This is a genomic window from Syntrophus buswellii, from assembly GCF_046097065.1.
GTDB classification, from domain to species: Bacteria; Desulfobacterota; Syntrophia; order Syntrophales; family Syntrophaceae; genus Syntrophus; species Syntrophus buswellii.
Window position 1 is genome coordinate 2,579,083 of record NZ_CP175563.1, and the last position, 23,019, is coordinate 2,602,101.

The following is a 23,019-nucleotide window of genomic DNA, read 5'->3' on the forward strand; positions in this document are numbered from 1 at the left end:
ATTTGCGAGGATGATATTCCCTTGGAGGGAAAACAATCGAAACAGGAGGCCAAGCGACGATCGATGTACGATTTCGTTCCCAAAAAAATATTTTTCACCAAGGGTGTCGGCACCCATCGTGATGAGCTGCACTCTTTTGAACGCGCCCTGCGCGACGCCGGTATCGAAAAATGCAACCTGGTCCAGGTATCCAGCATTTTCCCGCCGGGCTGCAAGAGTATTTCGAAAATTCAGGGATTGAAGGAATTGATACCGGGCGCCATCACCTACTGCGTCATGAGCCGTTGCTGCAGCAACGAGCCCAAACGGCTCCTCGCCGCTTCCGTAGGCTGCGCCATCCCTGCGGACAAGACCTCCTATGGATACATCAGCGAGCACCACGCCTTCGGCCTCACCGAGAAGCAGGCGGGGGATTATGCCGAGGACATGGCCGCCGCCATGCTGGCTTCAACCCTGGGAATCGACTTCAACGTGGATGAAAGCTGGGACGAAAAGAAGGAAATTTTCAAGATCAGCGGCAAAATCGTCCGAACCCGCAATGTGACCCAGTCGACCATTGTGAAGGACGACCGTTATACAACGGTGGTCGCTGCAGCTGTTTTCGTTTTTTGATGCCTTTGAGCCGCAGGGCTGTTCCTCAAGGCTGACGAGCCGTCAGGGAAGTCGTATCGATGCGGCGGCAGCTCGAAGAAACGCCCTTGAAGAACGGTCCCTGGCCACCCCGGCAAAGGCGGCCGGGTATCTTCCCCGCTGACGCCAGCATCCGCTATCCGTTACTCCTCAACACGCCGTTTTTAAATCCGTCAAGACATGAGCAGCACAGAGGGCGCAGGGAATGAAAAGTCTCGGCATATGCATCGGTGCAACCACACTGACGGCCGTTGCCGCAGGCAGGAATCCGCAGGGGGAAATCCATCGGTCCCTGCTCCATCTGAAGCCCCACGATGGCAATCCGCGCCGGGCGTTCCTGGAACTCCTTTCTTCGCTTCCCCTGGACCAGTTCCAGCGCATCGCCGTGACCGGCAGAAAGTTCCGCTCTTTTGTCAATCTCACATCCCTTCCAGAGCCTCTGGCCGTGGAAACGGCCCTTTCGTTCTTATCCGCCGGCCGAGAACCCCTGAATGCCGTCATCAGCGCCGGGGGGGAAAGCTTCCTGGTCTATGTCATCGGGAAAGACGGTAAGATCTGCTCCGTCCAGACAGGCAACAAATGCGCTTCGGGGACAGGTGAATTTTTTCTTCAGCAGATCCGCCGCCTGAACCTCGACCTCGAAGAAGCCATCGCCTTCGCCCGGCAGGAGCAGCCCTACCGGGTATCGGGTCGCTGCAGCGTTTTCTGCAAAAGCGACTGCACGCACGCCACCAACAAGGGCATCCCCAAGGGGAAAATCGCTTCGGGCCTCTGCGAGATGATGGCGGGAAAGATCCTGGAGATTCTTCGCGATCTACCCCGCAGAAATATGATGCTCATCGGCGGAACCGCCCGGAACACCGTCATGCTGGATTACCTGAGAAGTGAGATCTCCAGCCTGACGGTTCCGGAAGAAGCGCCGTATTTTGAAGCCCTGGGTTGCGCTCTCTGGGCCCTGGAGCACGAAACCCTGCCCGTTTCCCATCCGGAGGCCGTCATTCAACAGAACCATTCGGCTTTTCACCGACTTTTGCCTCTGGCGGATTTTGTGGATCACGTGGATTTCCGGACCATGGAGCAGGGCGTCGCCCGCAGGGGAGATACCTGCATCCTGGGGCTGGATGTCGGCTCAACCACGACGAAAGCGGTTCTTTTACGGGAGGAGGACAGCCGCGTACTGGCCTCCGTCTACCTGCGCACCAACGGCGATCCCGTCGGGGCTTCCCGGGCCTGTTACGCCGATCTCTACAGGCAGTTGGGGCCCCTGGCGGGAGAGATCCTCGTCCGGGGAGTTGGGGTCACAGGTTCGGGGCGCCAGATCGCCGGCCTTCATGCCATGACGGAAGGCGTCATCAACGAAATCGTCGCCCACGCAACAGGCGCCCTGTTCTTTGATCCGACGGTGGATACCATCTTTGAAATCGGGGGACAGGATGCCAAGTACACCTACGTGAAGGACGGCATCCCCTCCGACTATGCCATGAATGACGCCTGCAGCGCCGGCACGGGTTCTTTTCTCGAGGAGGCGGCAAAGGAGTCCATGGGGGTTGCCATGGAGGACATCGCTGAAATCGCCCTGAAGGGCCATGCCCCCGCCAATTTCAACGACCAGTGCGCCGCCTTCATCAGCAGCGACATCAAAAACGCCGCCCACGAAGGCATGAGCAGGGAGGACATTGTAGCGGGCCTCGTTTACTCCATCTGCATGAACTACAGCAACCGGGTCAAGGGAAACCGCGTCATGGGGGACAACATCTTCATGCAGGGCGGCGTCTGTTACAACCGGGCCATCCCGGTGGCCATGGCCGCCCTGACGGGAAAACGAATCGTCGTCCCCCCGGAACCCGGACTGATGGGCGCCTTCGGCGTGGCCCTGGAAATCCGGAAGCGGCTGGAAAGCGGGCTGCTCAGGGAAGGCTCCTTTTCCCTTCAGTCCCTGAGGGACAGGGACATCGCTTACGAATCCCCCTTTGTCTGCCATGGGGGGAAGGAGCGTTGCGACCGGAAATGCGAAATCGCCCGAATCCGTATGGGAGAAAAAGTCCATCCTTTTGGAGGAGCCTGCAACCGCTGGTACAATCTCCGATACGCCCTGTCCGTGGATGGGGAGTCGCTGGATCTTGTCAGGAGCCATGCGGCTCTGACGTTCCAAGGCCCCGTCGCGGGCCGCGGGGATTCCCCATTGGGTGGGGCCTCCCGGACGATGGGAATCAACCGGTCGTTTCTCACCAACACCTATTATCCCCTGTATACATCTTTTTTCAGCCGGCTGGGCTTTTCCGTGATGCTCCCGGATTCTCCCCGGATCGAGGGCATGATGTCGAAAGGGGCGGCCTTCTGTTTCCCGGCGGAACTCGCCCATGGCTTTTTCTATGATCTGCTGCTCAAAAAGCCGGATTTTCTCTTTCTCCCCCACATCCGGGGCATGTACGTGGAAGGAGGGAATTCGACCGGCACAATCTGCCCCATCTCCCAGGCTGAACCCTATTATCTTGCCAGCGCCTTCAGGGATGTCGAGGCATTCCGCCGGCTCAAGGAAGGGGGATCTGTACTGCAGCCGGTCCTCGACTTTTCTCAGGGTTATGATGCCGCACGGGAGGCCCTGGCGGATCTGGCACATTCCCTCGGCTGCGGGAAGAAGGATGTGAAGCGGGCTTTTTCAGCCGCCGTCGCCGACCAGGAGCAGGCGGCGGCGAAGGCCAAGAGCCTCGGCCGGAACTTTCTCCACACGCTGGAAGAACATTCGGACCGCTATGGAATCGTGGTCTTTGGAAGGACTTACAACGCCTTCGTTCCGGAGGCCAACATGGGCATTCCCCGGAAATTCGCCTCACGGGGCGTGGGCGTTGTTCCCCTCACCTTTCTGCCCCTGGCCGATGAACCCGCCGGCGAAGACATGTACTGGGCGTCCGGGCAGCTGATCCTCAAAGGCGCCGCCTTCGTCGCCCGCCATCCTCAGCTCTTCGGCTGCTATATATCCAACTTCTCCTGCGGGCCGGACTCCTTTCTCCTGGGTTATTTTCGCCGGATGATGGGAAGCAAACCCTTCCTGACGCTCGAACTGGACAGCCATGTCGCGGATGCCGGACTTGAAACCCGCATTGAGGCCTTTCTGGATATTATCCGAAACTACCGGGATCTGCACGGAAAGCGGAAGATCCCTTCTGTTGCGCCCTCCCGGAAAACACCATCCATGCGGGTCGATTCCGGGACGTTCCGGATGATCGGTTCCCGAGGGGAAACGTACCCCTTGACGCATCCCCGCGTCCATCTGGTTTTTCCTTCCATGGGGCGTTTCCATTCGGACGTCATCGCCGCCGTTTTCCGTTCCGCGGGAGTCCGGGCGACGGCTCTCCCCGATTCAGACGAGGAGGTGCTCAAGCTCGGCCGCGGCAACACGTCGTGCAAGGAATGCCTTCCTCTCCAGCTGACAGCGGGAAGCCTGCTGAAGTATCTCCGGAACAGGACGGACAGGGACGAACGACTCGTCTACTTCATGCCCACGGCCGGGGGTCCCTGCCGGTTCGGCCAGTATTCCCGATTCATGGAGGCGATGATCGAGCGGCTCGGGATCGCGGATGTGACCCTCTATTCCCTCAGCGCGGCAAACAGCTATGCGGATCTCGACGCCAGCCATCTCACACGGAACATCTGGACAGGGATGGTCATCGCGGATCTGATGGAGGACATCCACGGAGTTCTGCTCTGTGCAGCCCGGGACCGGAATGCCGCAAGGGCGATTTTTCTCGAAGAATGCGGAAACATCGTTACAGTCCTGGAATCTTCTTCAGAGCTCAAACATCTGCGGCCCTGCCTGAAGCAGTCGGCTGCTCGCCTGAAATCCATTCCCATGAGAAGGCGGCCCGGAGAGATTCCCATAATCCTTCTGACAGGAGAGATCTTTGTTCGCCATGATGCCCTGTCCCGGCAATACCTGGTTGAACGGCTTGCCGATGCGGGATTCGCAACGAAAGTGGCCAGTGTCATGGAATGGATTTACTATACAGATCTCTGCACCCGGAAGGGATGGGGGGACAGAAGACTTTCTGTCAAAGAAAAGGCATCTCTTGTGCTTCGCACAATGTGGATGAAGCGGTATGAGCGGGCGATTTCGAACCTTCTTGCGGAATCGGGTCTGATTCCAAACCGGCTCGAGGCGGTGCCGCATCTGGTGGCCCAGGCCGGCCCGATCCTCAACCCCAGGCTCCTGGGAGAAGCCGTTCTGACCGTTGGAGCGGCTCTTGCGGACGTGCCGGCTCCCTATTGCGGCGTCATCGCCCTGGGCCCTTTCGGCTGCATGCCCAACCGGGTGTCCGAAGCCATCCTGACCCCGGAAATGAGCCGCGGGAAACGAATCCCTCAAAAACGCCCGGAAATAGAACCGGCCTTTCCGGCGGAGGCCTCATTGCGCCGCCCCCTCCCCTTTCTGGCCGTTGAGAGCGACGGGACCCCCTTCCCCCAGATCATCCAGGCAAAGCTGGAGGTCTTTCTTCTGCAGGCCGCCAGAATTCACACCCTTGTGCAATCGGCAAAGACCAGCCCTTGAAGCTGGCTGGAATCGCTCAGAGTTCATCGGACTTTTCCGGGTTACGACTTCCCGCCCAGCACTTCTGCCAATTTGCCTGCAAGCTCTTCAATTCTGAAGGGCTTCTGGATGAACGCGCTGCACCCCCGCTCCATAATGCGGAGGGCTTCGCCATGTAGGCTGTAACCGCTTGATAGAACAACCTTCACATGGGGATTGATCTCGATGAGGGCGTCAAAGGTATCACCCCCGCCCATCCCCGGCATGATCATGTCGAGGATGACCAGGTCAATGAGGGCTTTCTTTTGCCGATAAAGACCCACGGCATCCCGGCCGCTCTGCACAGCCAGAACCGAATAGCCCAGCAGCTCCAGGATCTCCCGGACCACCTCGATGTTGATGTCCTCGTCGTCCACCAGGAGGATTGTTTTACGGTCCGTGAAGACATCCGCCGTAGATCCTGTCTCTCCGGGAATTTCCCTACCGGATGGGGGAAGATACATTCGAAAAGCGGCCCCATAATCCCTTTCACGATCCATCTCGATGTCTCCCCCCTGGTTCCCGATCATGCCATAGGCGGAAGCCGCTTCGAGGCCGGTTCCTCTTTCCATCTTCCCGGTCGTAAAAAAAGGTTTGAAGATCCGCTGCCTTGTATGTTCATCCATATCCCCACCTGTATCGGTTCCCGTAATACAAACATTCCTGCCGGCCTCATCGAAGCCCGGCGGAATGCCTCCACGCTCCCGTACAACTTGTTCGGTTCCAGGCTGAACCGCTCACCTCCCGGCATTCCGGGATCTTCCGCATCAAGCTTCTGAACAGGTGCGGGAGATTCTCTTTCAGCCTGTTCAAGCGCTTTCTTCAAGGACGCTTCAGGATGATTTCGCTGTTCTGATAGTCAACGGTTGCCTTGAAATCCCGGAGAAAACTCAGTCCCAGGATCGCGTCAAAACCCTGGGCACGTGTATCCCGCTCCGTCACCAGGGCGGGCACATTTTCCTTGAAGACATCTCCAAGAGCCACCTTTGCGATCATCGATGTCCTGGCCTCGATGGAACCTCCTGCCGTATGGACTTTTTTCTTCCTGATGTCGTGGGAAGAAGGTTTCAGCTGACTTGCCAGCGTCTCGGAAATCACCATATGGCTGGCTCCCGTATCGAACAGCAGATTAACGGAAACGGTATCATCAAGAATCCCTTGAACAATAATACCACCACCGGGCGCCTTGTAAAAGGGAATCCGGTATTCATCGGCCTGCCAAGGCACCGGCTCCGGGGCTCTGACCGGAACGCGGACGCGCTTCACACTCTCTTTCCAGCCCTTCTTTTCCTCCGGGGGAAAAGCATCAGAAACATGGACGACCCCGTTTTCGTCAACCCAACGATAGAACTCACCGGCCCTGAGCATTCCCGGGCACAGCCAGGCATAGAACAACAGGACCATGCCTATTGCCATGGATAATCGCCGTCCGGATTTCGTTTTTCTTTTAGAGGGACCCTTCATCATTCTCCCGCCCGTTTTCCTGTTTTTACCGTTCATGCCGCCAATAAAATTCAACACGCTCCCATCGGATCAGGCACAGCTGCATTCATCTGAAAAAAGGATCTCTTTTTGGGGGATTCTATCATGGCAAAATCGAAATCCTTATTATAAAGTATTTATTATACAAAATATGCACCGGAAATGAATGGAAATCTCAATTAATATCGTTTAAGGAGGGGGAAATATGTGGGCTGAAAACGGAATCTGCGAACTGACGCCAAATTCGGAAATTCAGAATAGAATCCATGCATTAAAAAAGGAAATGGCTGAAGCTGACATACATTTTTCCATAATCATGGGAAATGTTGACCTTTTCTATTTTTCCGGGACGGCGCAACGCGGACTCCTGGTTGTTCCCCTGGAGGGCGACCCCCTTCTGCTCGTGGAAAGGGACCAGGACCGTGCCCGGAGGGAATCCCCCTTGCCGGTCACCCCGATTTCGAGCCAGCGTGATGTGGGCAGCATCCTCGCCGAAAGGGGGATCCTGCGCGGCCGTGGCGCCATGGAGCTGGATATCCTGCCCGTCTCTACATACAATCGCCTTTTAGGGATTCTCGGCGTTGACTCCTGCACCGATCTTTCGCCGCTGGTCCGGGCAGTGCGGATGATCAAGAGCGAATTTGAAATCACCCAGATGAAACGGTCTGGTGAAATCATGGATGCCGTCTTTTTCCGGGCCGGGGAGGTCATCAAGGAGGGGATGCGTGAAATTGACGTTGAAGCCGAGCTGACCGCGGAAGGCCGACGGCACGGCCACCAGGGCCTGCTTCGCATGCGCGGGTTCAATGCGGAAATGATGTGCCTCTACGTGATTTCCGGACAGGCGGGCACCATTCCCACCGCCGTCGACGTGACCATCGCCGGATTGGGCGTCACCCCTGCCCTTCCTCAGGGGTCATCCTTCAAGGTCATTCAGCGCGATCAGGCGATCATCCTCGATTATGGCGCAGGCTACAACGGCTATATCACCGACGAGACAAGGGCCTTCGTGATCGGCACGATCAGCGAAAAATTTGAACGGTCCCATGAAGTCGCCAGAGAAATTATCGAAGAAACGGCAGTCTTCGCCAGGGAAGGTACCGAAAGCACCCGGATTTTTGAACATGCCCTCAGCAGGGCCAGGGATGCGGGGCTTGAGGAGCATTTCATGGGGTATGGGAAAGGAAAAGTCAGTTTTGTAGGTCATGGCCTTGGACTGGAACTCAACGAAATGCCCGTCATTACTCCCCGCCACCCCCAGATCCTGAAGGAAGGAATGGTCTTTGCCCTTGAACCGAAGTTCGTTTTTCCCGGAGAGGGAAGCATCGGCGTTGAGGCCGATTTCATTGTCCGCAAAGAAAGGCTGGAGCGTATCACCAGCCATCCCCTTGACCTTTTCCGCCTTTAATACCGGGGCACTTCATTTGCAACGTACTTTGCCGGATTTGCTGTTCCGGAGAGGTTGGAGCGGCTTTTTTCCCCTGGACAAATTTTGTTGATAAAATTCCTGCATTATGCTTAAGAAATTCCGGCAGGATGAACGGTTACAGCGGGAAGGGATCATCCATCGGCCTCATTACAGTCTCCGGCAGTTTGCAAAGGAAATGAAAACGAACATCGTCATTGTGGAAGACAGTCTGACACAGGCTGAAAAGTTGAGTTACACTCTTGAGGAACAGGGGTTTCATGTGCTGCATGCCCGAAATGGGCAGGAAGCGCTTCACCTGATATCCACAGACAAACCCGCCATCGTAATCAGCGATATCATCATGCCGGAGATGGACGGATTTGAACTCTGTAAACACATCAAGTCGGAACCGGCGACGAAGGCCACGCCGGTCATCCTGCTCACGGTCCTTTCGGACCCGAGGGATGTCATCCGGAGCCTGGAATGCGGCGCCGACAATTTTATTACGAAGCCTTATGATGAAGAAAACCTCCTGTCGCGCATCCAGTATCTGCTGACCCAGAGGGAGCAGGATGAACCGGAAGACGGCAGCTCCGACCCGGAAATCGAGATTCTGATCGGCGGGCAGAAATATTCCATCACGGCAAGCCGGAAGCGGATCCTGAACATCCTCATTTCCACGTATGAAACCGTTGTCAGGAAGAACCGGGATCTGCTCCGGACCCAGCAGGAATTGCGGATGCTCAATGAGCACCTGGAAAATCGAGTCCAGGAGCGGACGCGGAAGCTGATCGAGGAAATAAACAGGCGCCGCCAGGTCGAAGAGGACCTTCGCAAGCAGGAGCAGGATTTACGGAACAAGTCCAAGGTCCTGGAGGAAGTCAACACGGCGCTTCATGTCCTGATCAAGAACAGGGAAATGGACCGGATCGATCAGGGGCAGAAGATCCTTTCCAATTGCAAGGAGCTCATTCTTCCCTACGTCGAACAACTGAAGAAGCAGAAACTGCCCCCCCATCAACTGACCTGCGTCGAAATCATCGAAGCGAATCTGCAGAATATCATCTCACCCTTTCTTCAGAGCCTCAGCTCCGAACTGGCCAATCTGACTCCCAAAGAGGTTCAGGTTGCCAACCTGGTCAAAGAAGGAAAAACAACCAAAGAAATATCCGAACTTCTGAATCTTTCCATACGCTCTGTTGAATCCCACCGGGACAACATCAGGACCAAACTGGGAATCAACAACGAAAAAATCAACCTTCGGTCCTATCTCCTGTCTTTTTCCTGACAAACAGCAGCATTTTACTGGTAGAGCTTCCGTAGTCAAGCCGTATTGCGCCTTGCCTCCCGATTGTGGCATCATCGGCCCTTAAAAAAAGGAGGCTTCATCAAGTGTTGCTAAAGGCCATTTCCTGCTCCGGCTGTGGACATGAGGGCCCAAGAGATATGCCCGGGGCCCTGCGCGAACAATTCGAAAAGGATCTCTTTTCTTCCCGGGGACATGACCCCTATACCGGGATGCTTCTGTTCCGCTGCCCACGCTGCGGTGTTGTCGTTGCCGTTGATCCTGAAGAGGTATTGGGGGGCGGACCTCTTCAGGGGCATCCCCCTTCTTTGACTTCCGAAGCTGCATGTGTTACGGGAAGATCGTTTCCTCTTCCGGTTCTCGGGGGGCTGTTCTCGGGGTTGACGCTCTTCTCCCTCTTTGTAAAACTTTTTCAGCAGGGATTTTTTATTCCGTAACCGGTTGCTCTCGAAGGAAACTCAAGAGGGTCGCTTTTTTGACTTGACGAAAGGATTGAAAGAGGATCATCGACGTTTCTTCCATGGGTCGCATCGTGATACTTTTCGGCCTGATTCTGACGGCCGTCGGATTTCTGCTCCTGCTGGCAGGAAAAACTCCCTGGCTTGGAAGACTCCCGGGAGATTTTTATTTCCGCGGCAAGCAGGTTTCCTTTTATTTTCCTCTGACAACCAGCCTTCTTGTCAGCCTCATCCTGACCCTGATCCTGTGGCTGATCAGCAGGAGATAATACCGATTGCATATCCCGGCGCCATCGGCAGAAGCGACCCCATCGCCCGGCCGCTTGGCAGGGCGGGGAATTCCTCCTGCGGAACGGCCGCCTCGCCGCAGGAATGTTCATCGTTGATTCGAACCGGTGAGCAGACGGAGCGGACCTGCGAAAAGCAAGGCGGGGGCTGTCAGCCTAACCCCAGAGGATCAATCCCGTTTCATGCCTGGACGCCAGTCTGTCGTTATACGGCAGGACGCGGATTCCGTATGAGTGCGGCCCATTGCGCCGAATCCGGTATTCCGTGGTAAAGATGAGAGAACCGTTCAGCAGGTTGCTCACCCTCTTCAGGGGAACCCGGTCCGGAGTTCCAAGGAAGCCATACCCGTCATCACGCCCAATGAAAAGCTCCACATAAATTTCCTCGGGACTCAGCTTCCCCGGATCAATGCGGGCCGTAACCACCAGGGGCTGATCCACCACGATGGTATCGCCTTGAATCCCCTCCACACTGATGTCCAGCAGGTGGAGCGAGGAAAATCGCATGGGAATGGTGCTTTTCCACTGGGCGATTTCCCTGGCCAGCCTGTGCCCGGACTCGCTGAGCTCTGCACTGCGCTGCACCGTAGGCAGGTACATCTCGTCATAATACTCCTGAAGCATTCTCTCGGTATTGAAGCGGGGGGCCAGGGTATGAATGGATCGTTTGATCATGGCAATCCATTTATCAGGGATTCCCGCCGTATCCCGGTCATAGAACAGGGGAATCACGGAATTCTCCAGCATGGAATAGAGGGAAAGGGCGTCTTCTTCATCCGCCCCGGCATCATCTTCCAAATGATCGCGAACAACCGGACCAATAGTCCAGCCGTTTTCTCCATCGTAACCCTCCGCCCACCAGCCATCGGAAATGCTCAGATTCAAAACGCCATTATAGATCACTTTTTCTCCACTGGTTCCACTGGCCTCATGGGGTCTCCGAGGTGTGTTCAGCCAGACATCCACGCCCCGGACCAGATGGCGGGCCACATTGATATCGTAATCATCGAGAAAAATGATCTTTCCCCGGAAAGCCTCCCTGTTGCATATTGCAATGACCTTTTTGATCAGGCTTTTCCCCATTTCGTCATTGGGGTGCGCTTTCCCGGCAAATACCAGATGGACAGGCCGAGTGGGATGGTTCAGGATTTTATCCAGTCGCTCCAGATCAGACAGGATCAGGTCCGCCCTTTTATACGGGGCAAAACGGCGCGCGAAACCGATCATCAGGGCCGTGGGGTTGATCTTGGAATAGAGCTCCTCCCGCCAGGTTTTGGAGTATCCATACCGCGACCAGTGCCGGGAGATGTGATTCCGGATGTAATCGATCATTCTCTGCTTGAGTTCGTAACGGGTGCGCCACAGCATGGCATCGGGAATATCCCAGACTTTTTTCCAGGTTTCCGGGTTGGTAATGGAATTTTGCCAACCCCTCCCGAAATAAAGGTCGAAAAGCTCCCACACCTTCGGTGCAATGTAGGAAGCCATGTGCACCCCGTTGGTCACCGTTCTGATGGGGATGTCCAGTTCGTGAAAGCCCTTCCAGACATCGCGCCACATGCGGCGTGCCACCCGGCCGTGAATCTGGCTGACCCCGTTACACATATGGCTCATTTTCAGGCCGAGAACCGTCATGAAGAACGGCTTGTCATCACCGGCTTCCTTCAATCCCATGTCATAGAACTGCGACCAGGATATTCCCGCCCACTTGACGAAACTGGAAAAATAATGCTCGATGAGATCCTTGTTGAATCGCTCATTTCCCGCTTCCACAGGTGTATGCGTGGTAAAGACGGTATTGCTCCGAACCACCTCGCTGGCCTCATCAAAATTTAGGCCTTCCTCTGTCATCAGGAGCTGAATCAAACTGAAGACAAGAAACGCGGAATGGCCTTCATTGAGGTGATAGAGGCTGGGCTTGATGCCCAGCTTTCTGAGCAGCCGAATGCCTCCCGCCCCCAGGAGAAGCTCCTGCTCAATGCGCGTTCTCTGGTCTGCAGGATAGAGGCGCCCCGTTATGTTCCTGTCCTGGGGGGTGTTGCCGGGGACATCGGAGTTCAGCAGATAAAGAGACAGCCGGCCGACCTGCACCTCCCAGATATTCGCGTAGAGGGTCCGCCCCGGCAGCTCCAGGGAAATCTGCACTTCCTCTCCCTTCTCATCCTGAACAATCTGGAGGGGCATATTGGAGAAGTCGCTTTCCGGATATTCCGCGATCTGCACCCCGTCCTTATCGATAAACTGTTTGAAATACCCGCTGCGGTAAAGCAATCCAACACCCACCAGCGGGATGTTGAGGTCGCTGGCCGTTTTGATGTGATCCCCCGAAAGGACCCCCAATCCCCCCGAATAAATGGGCAGGCTTTCATGAAGTCCGTATTCCGTGGAAAAATAGGCAACGGGCGCAGACCACTTGATTTCCGGCGATTTTGAAAGACGCGGGCAGAGAATCTTGTCCGTCATGTAACGGTCGAACTGCTTCATGACGGATTCGTAGAGGCCCATATAAACCGTGTTGTTTCTGGCTTCAATCAGCCTCTCTGCCGAGACGGTTTCCAGCATGCGGACGGGATTGTTCCCCATTTCCGTCCAAAGCTGGGGGTCCAGGGCGGCAAAGAGATCGAGGGCGCTTGGATTCCAGGCCCACCACAAATTATAGGCCAACTCCCTCAAACGGGAAATTTCTCGGGGCAGGTTCGCCACGGCCGTGAAACGGCGGAAATGAGGCTGAGTCGAAACCGTACCGGCGAAGCTGTGGCGAAAGGCGGTCCGGTAGTCGACCAGGGCAAGTTTTTCCGTGTGTTCCCGGGCAACGGCCTCCGCCTTATCATAGGCCGCCGTATAATACTTGAAGAATTCAACCCAATTGGCCCTTGACGCGATCGTCCAGGCACTCTCCCGCCGCTGCTGCATTTCAATTTCAGTCCAGGAAAGGAACTCCTTCAAGATGTTGGACAGATCATCGGTGATGGCGTGAGGCTCCCGACCTTTCCGCTTCAGGATCATGACGCCGCCATGCTCGGTAAAGGACGATTGCACCCAGAGGCCGAAACCCGCCTGATCCGTGGAAATCGTGGGAACGGCGTGAGCGGCGCTTTCCTGCGGCGTATATCCCCACGGTTCATAATAAGAGGGAAAGACACCAAGATCGCATCCGGCAAGGGCTTCGTAGTAGGTCAGATTGATCAGGCCATCGTGCCCGTTGAGATAGGCGGGAATAAAGATCATGTTGATCCTGTTCTGGGGAAGGTTCTTCAGGCCCAGGCGGTTGCTCGTTTCCAGGATCGGGTCTGAGGCTTCGTAATGCAATCGATGGGTGCAGATGGGAGGGGTGCCCGTCTCCACTTTCGCGTAGTCGCTCTGCAGTGCCGGAATCAAATCGGTATGGCCGCCAAGGATGAAAAAAAACACCAGCAGCGACTGTTCACCCTCCATTTCCTTTTCCAGGCGGCCGAGGGCTTCGAGGAAGATGTCGATCCCCTTGTTGTGAAATTCATACCTCCCCGAGATCGCCATGATCTTCGTATCACCGGGCAGATCCTTCTTCAGAAACCGGGAAGCGGCTTTGAGAAGCCTCATGCGGGACCGCAGGGCCGGTCTGCGGTCCTGGACCAGGTTCGGTATCTGCTCCATATCCAGTCCATTGGGTGTAATGATGTCCGGATATCGGCCGAGAAAATTTTTTGCCTCCAGGGCGGTAATTTCACTGACGGTCGTCAGGCATCCGGCTTCCCGCGCCGTGGCCACCTCCATGGAGTATTTAGCGGTAATATTATGGGTATTTGCTTCTCTCAGGGGAGAGATATGGTCCATGGAGGCATAGATGTCCATCCCCGAACCCGCCAGCGTCCTTCCCAGGATCGTTGCATGGGTTGTAAAGACGGTTCCGATTTCTGGAATGGCTTTTTTCAGGAAGAGGAGCCCCGCCCCGGTCATCCACTCATGAAACTGCGCGATCGCTGTCCCGCCCTGGGGTCGGACCACGAGATTGTAGATCGTTTCGATGACCTCTCCGCAGGCATGGCTGAACATGACAGGTTCCGTATAGTCCCAGCCGCCGGCAATGGAATCCACCCCGTAATCTTCCCACATCCGGTAAAGCAGTTGATCCTTATTGTATTTCAGTCCGAAATTGACCAGGATGACCTTGGGCTCCCCGGGAATTCTCCAGCGCCCGAAACGACAGGGAAGGTCCTTGATGGCCGCCCCTTCCCGTATCCTGTTCCAGCATTCTTCATCGGTCTCCTCAAAATCAAGGTTGGTTTTCAGGTCCGGCCCGAGAAGATAATAATTTTCGCCGAAAACCTTCAGGGCTTCCCGGATTTTGCTGCTGATCACCGTATAGATTCCACCGACCTTGTTGCATATCTCCCAGCTGCACTCAAAGAGATATCTGTTTTGATGTTCATCCATTTTTTAACTCCTTTGATCTGTAAGGCATCCGGGACATATCTCCAAAGCGCTGTTCCAGGCTGATCTTCCGGAAAACACGGAAGGGGGCATTTTTTTTCACCTTCGATCCACTTTCAAGGACAGGATCACATCCATTCCATGACCGTCTCGAAGCACCCAAAACCCGTTTCCTCCCGCCATTTCCGAAATTCTGCCTTAGCAGAATCCATACCGGGGCTTTCAGCGGACAGACCCTGAAGAAAGGGACGGTTCCATATCAGGGAGCTGAAACGTTCCAGGGATTCCATCTTCATTCGCTGGAGTTTGAAAATCGAAGAATGGACAACCTTTCGGTCCAGAAATTGGCGGATGCGGGAGCCTAGAAATGCGCCGGCAGATAGATCGTAAAGGTCGTTCCCACTCCCACTTTGGATGACAGGGACATATATCCGTCATGCTTCTTGATGATGGAATAGCAAATGGCCAATCCAAGCCCCGTCCCCTTGACGTTTTCCGCAGGTTTTGTCGTAAAGTAAGGGTCAAAAACTTTGCGCTGGTATTCCTGGGGAATGCCCACCCCATGGTCATGGAAGGAGATCCGGATATAGGGCCCCTCTTTCAGGGAAGGCACTTCCTCGGCCGCAACAGTCGCATTTTCGGCACGGATGAGGATAAAGCCCCCTTCCGGCATGGCCTCCTGGGCATTCATGATCAGCTGGCGAATGACTTTCTGCACTTGTCCCACATCAATCTCGAGAGGCCACAGGGAATCGGGAAATTCGAATTCGCAGCGGACGTTTGAACCGCTGAGGAAGAGGGCCACCGTATCCCGAAGAAAGGGGGCTGCCATGACTTTTTTCCGCAGGGGCCCCCCGGCCTGGGCAAAAGTGGTCAATCGATTCGTCAGTTCCTTGCCCTGGAGGCATATTTTTTCCGCTTGAATCATTTTTTCGTAAGCCGGGTCATCAGAGGCAAGATGGAGCTTCGCAAGGGACACGTTGCCCAGGATGGCAGCGAGCAAATTATTGAAATCATGGGCTATTCCACCAGTTAGAATGCCCACGGACTCAAGCTGCCTCGCCTTGACCATCTCTTCCTCCATGTGCTTACGATCCGTTATATCATGGATCAGAAAGTACAGGAGCTGCTCCCCCAAAATCTCAACCGGGCCGATATAGGCTTCGACATCCCTGACCTCACCGTTTGAAAGGCGGTTCAGAAAATAGAAATGCCCGCATTCCCGCTTTCTCGCCCTTTCCATATCCCGTAAAAGATGCTCTCGAGACAGGATGCAGACGTCATCGATCGTTTTCGATTTCAGAACATCTTTGCTGTAGCCGTAGAACTGGCAGGCCGCCGAATTGGCATCCACAATCCGCCCTGTATTGGGATTGATGAGCAGCATGGACCCGGCATTGTCTTCAAAAAGACAGCGGTAACGGGCCTCACGCTCCAGGAGTTCCTCCTCATCCCGCATGCGATCTTCAATACCCCGGACAATCACCTCGATGAGCTTTCGATGCTTCTGGCTAAAAGAACTGGCGGCCGCTTCAACGGGAAAGACGGTTCCATTCTTCTTTTTATGGAGCCATTTCCGGATATTCATTTCCGACGATTTCAGCAGAAGAGCCGCTTTGTCTGCCTCGACGGAAATATCCAGGATGCCGAGTCCCGTCATCTCCCCGGAGCTGTATCCATAAAGGTCAAGAGCGGCCGCATTGGCGTCGAGAATGGATCCCGTTTTTCTCTCAAAAAGCAAGATGGGATTGGCTGCGTATTCGAAGGTCCGCCGATAGCGCTGTTCATTCTCCTTCAAGGTCAGCATCTGCCGTGAGGCGGTATGATTCCGGCAGAGCCCGACCAGGGCGATCAATTGGCCGTTCGCATCAAAAAGGCCCTTGTTGGACTGCTCGATGAATCGTTCCCTTCCCTTCTGATCAATGATCTTGTATTCGTAACTGCGGGCGACGTTCCCCTCGAGCAAAGCCTCCCAATTTTCCTTGCAGTAGTCGAAATAGTCGGGGTGAATGATATCCCTGAGAAAAAGGGGCTTCCGGTAAAAATGTTCTGCCGGATAGCCGAACACATCGGTAATGTTGGGGCTGACGTATTCGTAGACGCCCCCGGGAATTCTGAGCAGAAGAATCGCATCATTGAGGTTTTCGAGAAGGAGGCGGTACCTTTCCGGCCCTTGAAGAATATCCGCACGAACGTCTTCCCCGGCGGAACTTACAGGTTGTGATGCCTGCTTCTTCATAAATTCCAGTTCGGCCAAGAACTGTTCTCTTGTCATGGATTTTCTCGCCACTATTTCGAGTCTCCCTGAAGCTCCACGGGGCAAAAGGCCCGGAGGTACGGAAATCGTTTCTTCGCCCGGCGGCATGATTCCCCCGTCAGGACAACGTCTCTCCCCGCCTGGTCCAAAGAGATCGTTATGTACACGGCAGCGTCATGGTTCCCTGACGGCCTGAGCGGCTTGTTTACGTACCACGGCATACCGGTCTTTGCCAGAGCGGCGGCATCCGCTTGCAGTGCTTTTTTGCAGGGACCATTCCGGTCAGGCCGCATTATGAAGGCGAAGGTACAGCTGAATCAATCCTGCCGTACTCCAGGCCTGGGCAATGCAACCCCCTGGCCTGTGGGGCGGATTGCCGTCGAAAACCTCGGAGACGCATCCGAGTCCGGCTTCACCGATATGCCGTTCCATAAAGTTGCGGATGAGGCTCAATAAATATTGCTTTGTTTCGGCCGGATTTTCGGCGATGCGAAGGCAGGCCTCCCCGTAATGGGCCAGAAGCCAGGGCCATACCGTTCCCTGGTGATAGGCTCGATCACGGGTCGGCTGATCCCCCTCATAAATCCCCTGATAGTTCCAATCCTCAGCGCTGAGCGTTCTGAGCCCGACGGGGGTCAGGAGGTGATTTCGAGTACAGGAAACAATTCCCTTCCATTGATAGGGTTCCAGGGGTGAAAAGGGCAGGGAAACAGCCAATATCTGATTGGGGCGTATCGTCCGGTCCAGAACCCCGTCACAATAAACATCGCCCAGATAGCCCTCCTCCTCAATCCAGAAGGTTTCTTTGAAGGCCTTGCGCAATCTCGCCAGCAGATCCTCCGGAAACAGCGGCGGTTCCTCGAACCGCTGCGCCAGTTCGGCGTAAAAGGACAAGGCGTTGTACCAGAGGGCATTGATTTCCACAGGAATTCCATGCCTGGGCGTCACAGGACGCCCATGGACAATGGCATCCATCCAGGTCAGGGCATGCCAGCCATCGCCTGCGTAAAGAAGGCCCCGGTTGTCCATCCCGATGTTGAAGGATGTCCCTGCCATGTACGTTGAAATGATCCTTTTCATGGCCGGCCACATGTTTTCTTCGACGGCTTCCATGTCTCCCGTGTATTTCAGCATCTGCTGAACCGCCCAGAAGTACCACAGGGCCGTGTCCACCGTATTGTAGGCGTGTTCACCTCCACCTTCGGCAAAGTAGTTGGGCAGCAGGCCGTCCTTTTCACTGGAAGCGATCGCATTGAGGATCTCGATCCCCTCCCGGGATCGTCCGGAGCAGAAGGTCAGCCCCGGAAGGGAGATCAGCGTGTCCCGCCCCCAGTCCTGGAACCAGTGGTAACCGGCGATAACGCCGGGACGGCCCGAGGGCGTGCGGATCAGAAACTGCTGCCCGGCAAAGAGCAGGCGGCTCAAATGGTTTTTGTCTTCCTCGCTGTCAAGTTGCCCCCCGAAAGCGTCACAGGATTCGACAAGGTGGAGGCGCCTTTCCTCTTCAACCGTCCAGATTTTTTTCAGCTGCCCTTTCAGCGGTGCTGTCGCTGCCGTCACGATGACCACGCTGCCCGTTTTCACCGGAACTTCCATGATGCCCGGGCAGAAAAGATCCTCCCGCCAGTCATAACCGCGCCGCTCTTCAACGGGATACTCGAAATTCCGGTACCAAACCGGGCTAGGAGAAAAGGAGCTTTTAGCGTTGCTCTGGAAATAAAGCGATGGAAGATCCCGGTACGGCTTCATGATGAAACCGTTTTTTGCTTCCCGGGCCTCCATGGACAATTCGGAATTCTCCTTCGTGAGGGCGTGATGGTTTCGGAAGGCGACAAAGGGCTTCAATCTCAGGACGGCCTTCGGCGGGCATGCATCCACATCATACCGGATCAGGACACGGTTTTCCCCGGAAACCATCAGAATGCTTTTCCGGATCTGAAGGTGTTCAGTGGCATAGATAAATCTGGGATAATCATCCCAGATATAAGCCTTCATGGGAAATTCCGGAGGGAAAAACACTCCCGGATACTGATGGCAGGACAGGAAGATTTCCTCGGTCCCGGCCGAAAGGGAGTCCTCCACTTTTGAAAGAAGAACGTGACGCCCTGGAGGAGAATTCAGGTTCGCAACCAAAAGACCGTGATATTTCCGGGTATGGCAATTCAGAAGCGTGCTGGAAGCGTAACCGCCCAGCCCGTTGGTTTCGAGCCATTCCAGTTCCAGGGCCGCTTCCCGGCTGCCCGGAACCTCTTGATCCCATTTCATCTGCATCATCGCTGCACCTCCCCTCTGCGTTTGATCAAACCGTCACTCCGCCTTACGGCATGTTAAAGACCTCCACCCCCGCGGGCACACTGAAGTTGAACAAGCGGTCTGAAAGTCCCGTGTTCGTCCGGATATTTCCGAATCGAATCCGGGTGGCGTTGCCGTACGGATCGGTAAAACTGCCCTCCAGAATCTGATAACTCTTTCTGTCCACAACCAGGTTGAGCTGATCCGTCCCCAGGCCCGGGGCTTTCGGAACCAGTTTCAATCGATAGTTCCCCTCCTGATCGACGGCGCCCGACTCGGCAAAGCTGACGCGAAAATCTTCACGGAGCTTCCCCATGCCGGAAAGAAAACGAACGGCCATTTTCGATTTGTAGATCGCATCGGCATTCTGAACATAAACAACGGAGTCCCCGGGCATATAGAGCCAGGCCTTCTGAGGATTGACAATCAGTTTCTTGATCCCGGGTTTCTGATAATCCCAGTACATCCGCCGAGGATTCTTCAGATAAAGAATTCCTTCCTCACGATCCGTTTTTCCTACGGATTTCAGGCTCACTTCCTGGACAAAGGAAGCCTTCAGATCACGGGTCCGCTCGTAAGCCGCCTGCATCCGGCTGATGACGGCCGGAAGCGATGGGGCATCCGCTGCCTGCAGACAGCTTCCCTGCCCAGGCAGGATAGCCGGGAAAAGCAGGAACGCGATGGCCAGAACCCAGTACGGCAACAGGTTTTTCGTTCTTCCCAAAAGATTCATTTTCATAGAAAATCCAACTTTATTTTTGATTTAATGTTGATAGGAGGGGCTGTCGCAATTTTTCAAGAATTTCGGCATAAAAGAGCTATCTACTTAATATTGCTCATTATATTATTGCCTAATTCTTATGCAAGTCGGTCTATATTCGTAACAATTATAGACTTACCCAACGTATCAACAGTTTTATCCACAGGCTTTTCCACAGGATTGTGGATGAGATCCCCGGGCATCTTCTAACCGGCGATTTTAATCCTCCAACCGAATGGATCCTCTTTTTCTCCACACTGAATCCCTATAATTTCTTCATAAAGCTGCCGGGTCAGTGCCCCCGTTTTCCCGTCATTAACAAGGTATTCCTTTCCCTGATAAAAAAACTGGCCGACGGGAGACACGACGGCAGCCGTGCCGGATGCAAAGATTTCCCTGAGCATTCCGGTCTCGACGGCCCGGAGGATTTCATCCATAGAAATCCTCCTTTCCGAGACCGTCCGGCCCATGCGCCGGGCAATCTGGATGACGGAATCCCGGGTCACTCCGGCCAGGATGGTCCCCTCCAGAGGGGGCGTGACCAGTTCATCGCCTATGAGGAAAAAGATATTGCTGGTTCCCACCTCTTCGACATATTTCTTCTCGATGGCATCCAGCCATAAGACCTGAGTATAGCCGATTTTGATGGCGATCTGGCTTGCATAAAGACTGGCGGCATAATTGCCCGCATTCTTGCAGTTTCCCGTCCCTCCACGCACCGAACGGACATATTCCTCGCTGACATAGATTTTCGTCGGATTGAAGCCTTCCTGATAATAGGCCCCCACCGGTCCGACAATGATGAAAAAGAGGTACCGGTCCGATGGATGAACCCCAAGGGCCGCCTCCGTGGCGATCATGGTCGGCCGGATATACAGGGACGTTCCACGTCCGTTGGGGATCCAGTCCTTTTCAAGAAGAACCAGCTTCACAACAGCCTCCTGGAACAGATCCGGGTCCACTCCGGGCATGCACAGCCGTTCTGCCGACCTGTTCATGCGCCGGATGTTCTCCTGCGGGCGGAACAGGTAGATTTCTCCGTCCCGGCCGCGATAGGCCTTCATCCCTTCAAAGATTTCCTGGCCGTAATGAAGACACATGGCCGTCGGATCCAGGCAGAGAGGCCGGTAGGGACCGATCTCCGCATTTTCCCAACCCCCCTTTGAAGTATATGTCATCGTGAACATATGATCCGTAAAAAATTTACCGAATCCCAATCTCGCTTCATCAGCCGGTTTCTCTTTTCTGGTTTCCGGCGGGGCCGGATTCACTCTAATCTCCATACCCATTGTCTCCTTAATGAATTCCGTTTTCTTTCCAAGTCAAGCGATTCGGAATAATAGAATGTTCATTTTTTTTTATCAAACGGTATTTCCTTTCGTTCCATATCGGCTATATCCGGTAGGAATCAAGGCTCCGGTACTGAATCGCCTCTGCAACATGGCGGGTCGCGATCGCGTCGCACTCTTCAAGATCGGCAATCGTGCGGGAAACCTTCAGAATCCGGGTAAAGGCCCTGGCGCTGAGGCCAAGACGCTCCATGGCCATTTCCAGAAGCCGGTGGGAGTCCTCGTCAAGGGCGCAGAAATCGTGGATCTTCCGATCGGGCAACCGGGCGTTGCAAGGCGTTCTACTCCCGGCCATCCGCTCCTGCTGCCTTTTCCTCGCCCGCAGAACCCGCTCCGCTATGACTTTCGACGACTCGCCGTTGTATGGTCCTGTGAGCTCCCGGTATTTCACCGAAGACACCAGGACGTGAATATCGATCCGATCCAGTAGAGGACCCGACAACCGGGCCTGATACTGGCGTATCTGCCTCGGAGAACAACGGCATGTGCGGCCGGGGTCGCCGTGATATCCGCAGGGGCAAGGATTCATCGCCGCAACCAGCATAAACCTTGCGGGAAAGGAAGCGGTCATCGATGCCCGGGTGACGGTCACGGAACCGTTTTCCAAGGGTTGCCTCAGGGCCTCCAGGGCGTTTTTGCGGAACTCCGGAAGCTCGTCAAGAAACAACACCCCGTGGTGAGCAAGGCTGATTTCCCCCGGCCGCGGATTCTGCCCTCCTCCGACCAGCCCGGCATCGGAAATCGTATGATGAGGTGCCCGGAAAGGGCGGGAGCCGATCAGCACTTCGTCCCTGTCGAGAAGTCCCGCGACAGAATAAATCTTCGTTATTTCCACCGCCTCTTCGAAGGTCAGTGGGGGAAGGATGGATGGAAGGCGCTCGGCCAGCATCGTTTTTCCGGACCCCGGCGAACCGATCATCAGGAGATTGTGACCGCCTGCTGCGGCTATTTCCATCGCCCGCTTCGCCTGATCCTGCCCTCGGATTTCACGAAAATCCCCTCCGGCCCGGGGCGACCTTTCCCAGAGACGTTCGCTGCCGGATGAGACGGGATGTATATCGCCGACCCCATTGAAGTAATCGACAATCTCAGGGAGGGTTTTAATGGCGATGACCTCAATTCCCTGGACCATGGCCGCTTCGGAGGCATTCTCCTCCGGAACGACCAGACCGCGGAAATTCAGATTCCTGGCCAGTTGCGCCGCAGACAGAACCCCGTTGACCCCTTTGACCGTTCCATCCAGGGACAGCTCGCCCATCAGCATGTAGTCCCTGGCGCCGTCTCCGGGGATGACCCCTTCCGCAGACAGGACAGCCAGGGCGATGGGAAGGTCGAACCCGGTCCCTTCCTTTCGAATATCCGCGGGGGCAAGATTGACCGTCACATGGTTTCGGGGAAAGCTGTAGCCGGAATTCCGGATGGCCGCCCGGATGCGATCCTTGCTTTCTTTCACAGCGGCATCGGGCAATCCAACCGTGGAGAACTGGGGCAGACCGCGGGCAACGTCCACCTCAACCACCACCGGGTAGGAATCGATTCCTACCAGTGTGGCGCTGCTTACCTTGACCATCATGGTTTTTCTTCTCCGCAGATGATACCGTCGCACCCATGAGTTCGGACGACAGCCCCGTCTGCGAGCGCATCATGCTTCATAATGGTTTTTCCTTAAAGATTTTCCTCTAATCCTGCTGGTAATAAGCGCCTAAAACTTACCGAACAAGAAGAGTTCTGGCAAGTTAATTCTAACTTCATGCCAGAAATTTGCCGTCTTGACGAATAAAATAGCCTGTGTTAGAGTCCATCCCAGCTTGACGGA

General features: G+C 55.1%; 14 protein-coding genes. 6 read left to right on the forward strand and 8 right to left on the reverse strand.

Annotated elements, in window-relative coordinates:
- The first annotated feature begins 63 nt into the window (after positions 1 to 63).
- The gene (locus ACJ77P_RS11810; protein ID WP_367359968.1) at positions 64 to 612 is read left to right on the forward strand and encodes a pyruvoyl-dependent arginine decarboxylase; all 549 of its coding nucleotides are present in this window, start codon (positions 64 to 66) and stop codon (positions 610 to 612) included.
- A 223-nt stretch (positions 613 to 835) separates the two neighbouring features.
- Complete coding sequence (locus ACJ77P_RS11815; RefSeq protein WP_408998337.1) at positions 836 to 5,176, forward strand: acyl-CoA dehydratase activase; 4,341 nt, start codon at positions 836 to 838, stop codon at positions 5,174 to 5,176.
- Positions 5,177 to 5,217: 41 nt separating this feature from the next.
- On the opposite strand, the gene ACJ77P_RS11820 is transcribed toward ACJ77P_RS11815, so the two are convergent.
- Both ACJ77P_RS11820 and ACJ77P_RS11825 read right to left on the reverse strand, forming a co-directional pair.
- The gene (locus ACJ77P_RS11820; protein ID WP_367359969.1) at positions 5,218 to 5,886 is read right to left on the reverse strand and encodes a response regulator; all 669 of its coding nucleotides are present in this window, start codon (positions 5,884 to 5,886) and stop codon (positions 5,218 to 5,220) included.
- A 130-nt stretch (positions 5,887 to 6,016) separates the two neighbouring features.
- The gene (locus ACJ77P_RS11825) at positions 6,017 to 6,610 is read right to left on the reverse strand and encodes an aspartyl protease family protein (protein ID WP_408998338.1); all 594 of its coding nucleotides are present in this window, start codon (positions 6,608 to 6,610) and stop codon (positions 6,017 to 6,019) included.
- Between the two features lie 271 nt (positions 6,611 to 6,881).
- Here ACJ77P_RS11825 and ACJ77P_RS11830 point away from each other — a divergent pair, with 271 nt between their 5' ends.
- The 4 genes from ACJ77P_RS11830 to ACJ77P_RS11845 all read left to right on the forward strand — a co-directional run bounded on the left by ACJ77P_RS11830 (position 6,882) and on the right by ACJ77P_RS11845 (position 10,117).
- Positions 6,882 to 8,084: a Xaa-Pro peptidase family protein gene (locus ACJ77P_RS11830; RefSeq protein WP_367359843.1), complete on the forward strand. Its 1,203-nt coding sequence runs from the start codon at positions 6,882 to 6,884 to the stop codon at positions 8,082 to 8,084.
- A gap of 106 nt (positions 8,085 to 8,190) precedes the next feature.
- Positions 8,191 to 9,372: a response regulator gene (locus tag ACJ77P_RS11835; protein ID WP_408998339.1), complete on the forward strand. Its 1,182-nt coding sequence runs from the start codon at positions 8,191 to 8,193 to the stop codon at positions 9,370 to 9,372.
- A 158-nt stretch (positions 9,373 to 9,530) separates the two neighbouring features.
- A complete protein-coding gene (locus ACJ77P_RS11840) occupies positions 9,531 to 9,827 on the forward strand; it encodes a hypothetical protein (protein WP_408998340.1) in 297 nt (98 codons plus the stop codon).
- A gap of 95 nt (positions 9,828 to 9,922) precedes the next feature.
- Entirely contained in the window at positions 9,923 to 10,117 is a 195-nt protein-coding gene (locus ACJ77P_RS11845) for a DUF2905 domain-containing protein (RefSeq protein WP_367359846.1), read from the forward strand.
- Positions 10,118 to 10,291: 174 nt separating this feature from the next.
- Here ACJ77P_RS11845 and glgP read toward each other — a convergent pair whose 3' ends face one another.
- The 6 genes from glgP to ACJ77P_RS11875 form a co-directional block, all read right to left on the reverse strand.
- On the reverse strand, positions 10,292 to 14,548 hold the full coding sequence (gene glgP / locus ACJ77P_RS11850; RefSeq protein WP_408998341.1) for an alpha-glucan family phosphorylase: 4,257 nt from the start codon (positions 14,546 to 14,548) through the stop codon (positions 10,292 to 10,294).
- 358 nt (positions 14,549 to 14,906) lie between these two features.
- Entirely contained in the window at positions 14,907 to 16,820 is a 1,914-nt protein-coding gene (locus ACJ77P_RS11855) for a PAS domain S-box protein (protein ID WP_408998342.1), read from the reverse strand.
- 264 nt (positions 16,821 to 17,084) lie between these two features.
- Complete coding sequence (locus tag ACJ77P_RS11860) at positions 17,085 to 19,076, reverse strand: amylo-alpha-1,6-glucosidase (RefSeq protein WP_408998343.1); 1,992 nt, start codon at positions 19,074 to 19,076, stop codon at positions 17,085 to 17,087.
- 43 nt (positions 19,077 to 19,119) lie between these two features.
- Positions 19,120 to 19,833 (reverse strand): LolA family protein, encoded by a 714-nt coding sequence (locus ACJ77P_RS11865; protein WP_408998344.1) that lies wholly within the window; start codon positions 19,831 to 19,833, stop codon positions 19,120 to 19,122.
- Between the two features lie 227 nt (positions 19,834 to 20,060).
- Entirely contained in the window at positions 20,061 to 21,137 is a 1,077-nt protein-coding gene (locus ACJ77P_RS11870; RefSeq protein ID WP_367359851.1) for a branched-chain amino acid aminotransferase, read from the reverse strand.
- 109 nt (positions 21,138 to 21,246) lie between these two features.
- Positions 21,247 to 22,776, reverse strand: coding sequence for a YifB family Mg chelatase-like AAA ATPase (locus tag ACJ77P_RS11875; RefSeq protein ID WP_408998345.1), 1,530 nt, complete (start codon positions 22,774 to 22,776; stop codon positions 21,247 to 21,249).
- Between the last annotated feature and the right edge of the window lie 243 nt (positions 22,777 to 23,019).

What these genes read in the sequence shown, in the direction of transcription:
- ACJ77P_RS11875 (WP_408998345.1), bottom strand. Translation starts at nt 22,776, where the DNA reads ATGATGGTCAAGGTAAGCAGCGCCACACTGGTAGGAATCGATTCCTAC.
- ACJ77P_RS11860 (WP_408998343.1), bottom strand. Translation starts at nt 19,076, where the DNA reads ATGATGCAGATGAAATGGGATCAAGAGGTTCCGGGCAGCCGGGAAGCG.
- ACJ77P_RS11840 (WP_408998340.1), top strand. Translation starts at nt 9,531, where the DNA reads ATGCCCGGGGCCCTGCGCGAACAATTCGAAAAGGATCTCTTTTCTTCC.
- ACJ77P_RS11815 (WP_408998337.1), top strand. Translation starts at nt 836, where the DNA reads ATGAAAAGTCTCGGCATATGCATCGGTGCAACCACACTGACGGCCGTT.
- ACJ77P_RS11810 (WP_367359968.1), top strand. Translation starts at nt 64, where the DNA reads ATGTACGATTTCGTTCCCAAAAAAATATTTTTCACCAAGGGTGTCGGC.
- ACJ77P_RS11830 (WP_367359843.1), top strand. Translation starts at nt 6,882, where the DNA reads ATGTGGGCTGAAAACGGAATCTGCGAACTGACGCCAAATTCGGAAATT.
- ACJ77P_RS11865 (WP_408998344.1), bottom strand. Translation starts at nt 19,833, where the DNA reads ATGAAAATGAATCTTTTGGGAAGAACGAAAAACCTGTTGCCGTACTGG.
- ACJ77P_RS11855 (WP_408998342.1), bottom strand. Translation starts at nt 16,820, where the DNA reads ATGACAAGAGAACAGTTCTTGGCCGAACTGGAATTTATGAAGAAGCAG.
- ACJ77P_RS11870 (WP_367359851.1), bottom strand. Translation starts at nt 21,137, where the DNA reads ATGGAGATTAGAGTGAATCCGGCCCCGCCGGAAACCAGAAAAGAGAAA.
- glgP (WP_408998341.1), bottom strand. Translation starts at nt 14,548, where the DNA reads ATGGATGAACATCAAAACAGATATCTCTTTGAGTGCAGCTGGGAGATA.
- ACJ77P_RS11835 (WP_408998339.1), top strand. Translation starts at nt 8,191, where the DNA reads ATGCTTAAGAAATTCCGGCAGGATGAACGGTTACAGCGGGAAGGGATC.
- ACJ77P_RS11825 (WP_408998338.1), bottom strand. Translation starts at nt 6,610, where the DNA reads ATGGCAATAGGCATGGTCCTGTTGTTCTATGCCTGGCTGTGCCCGGGA.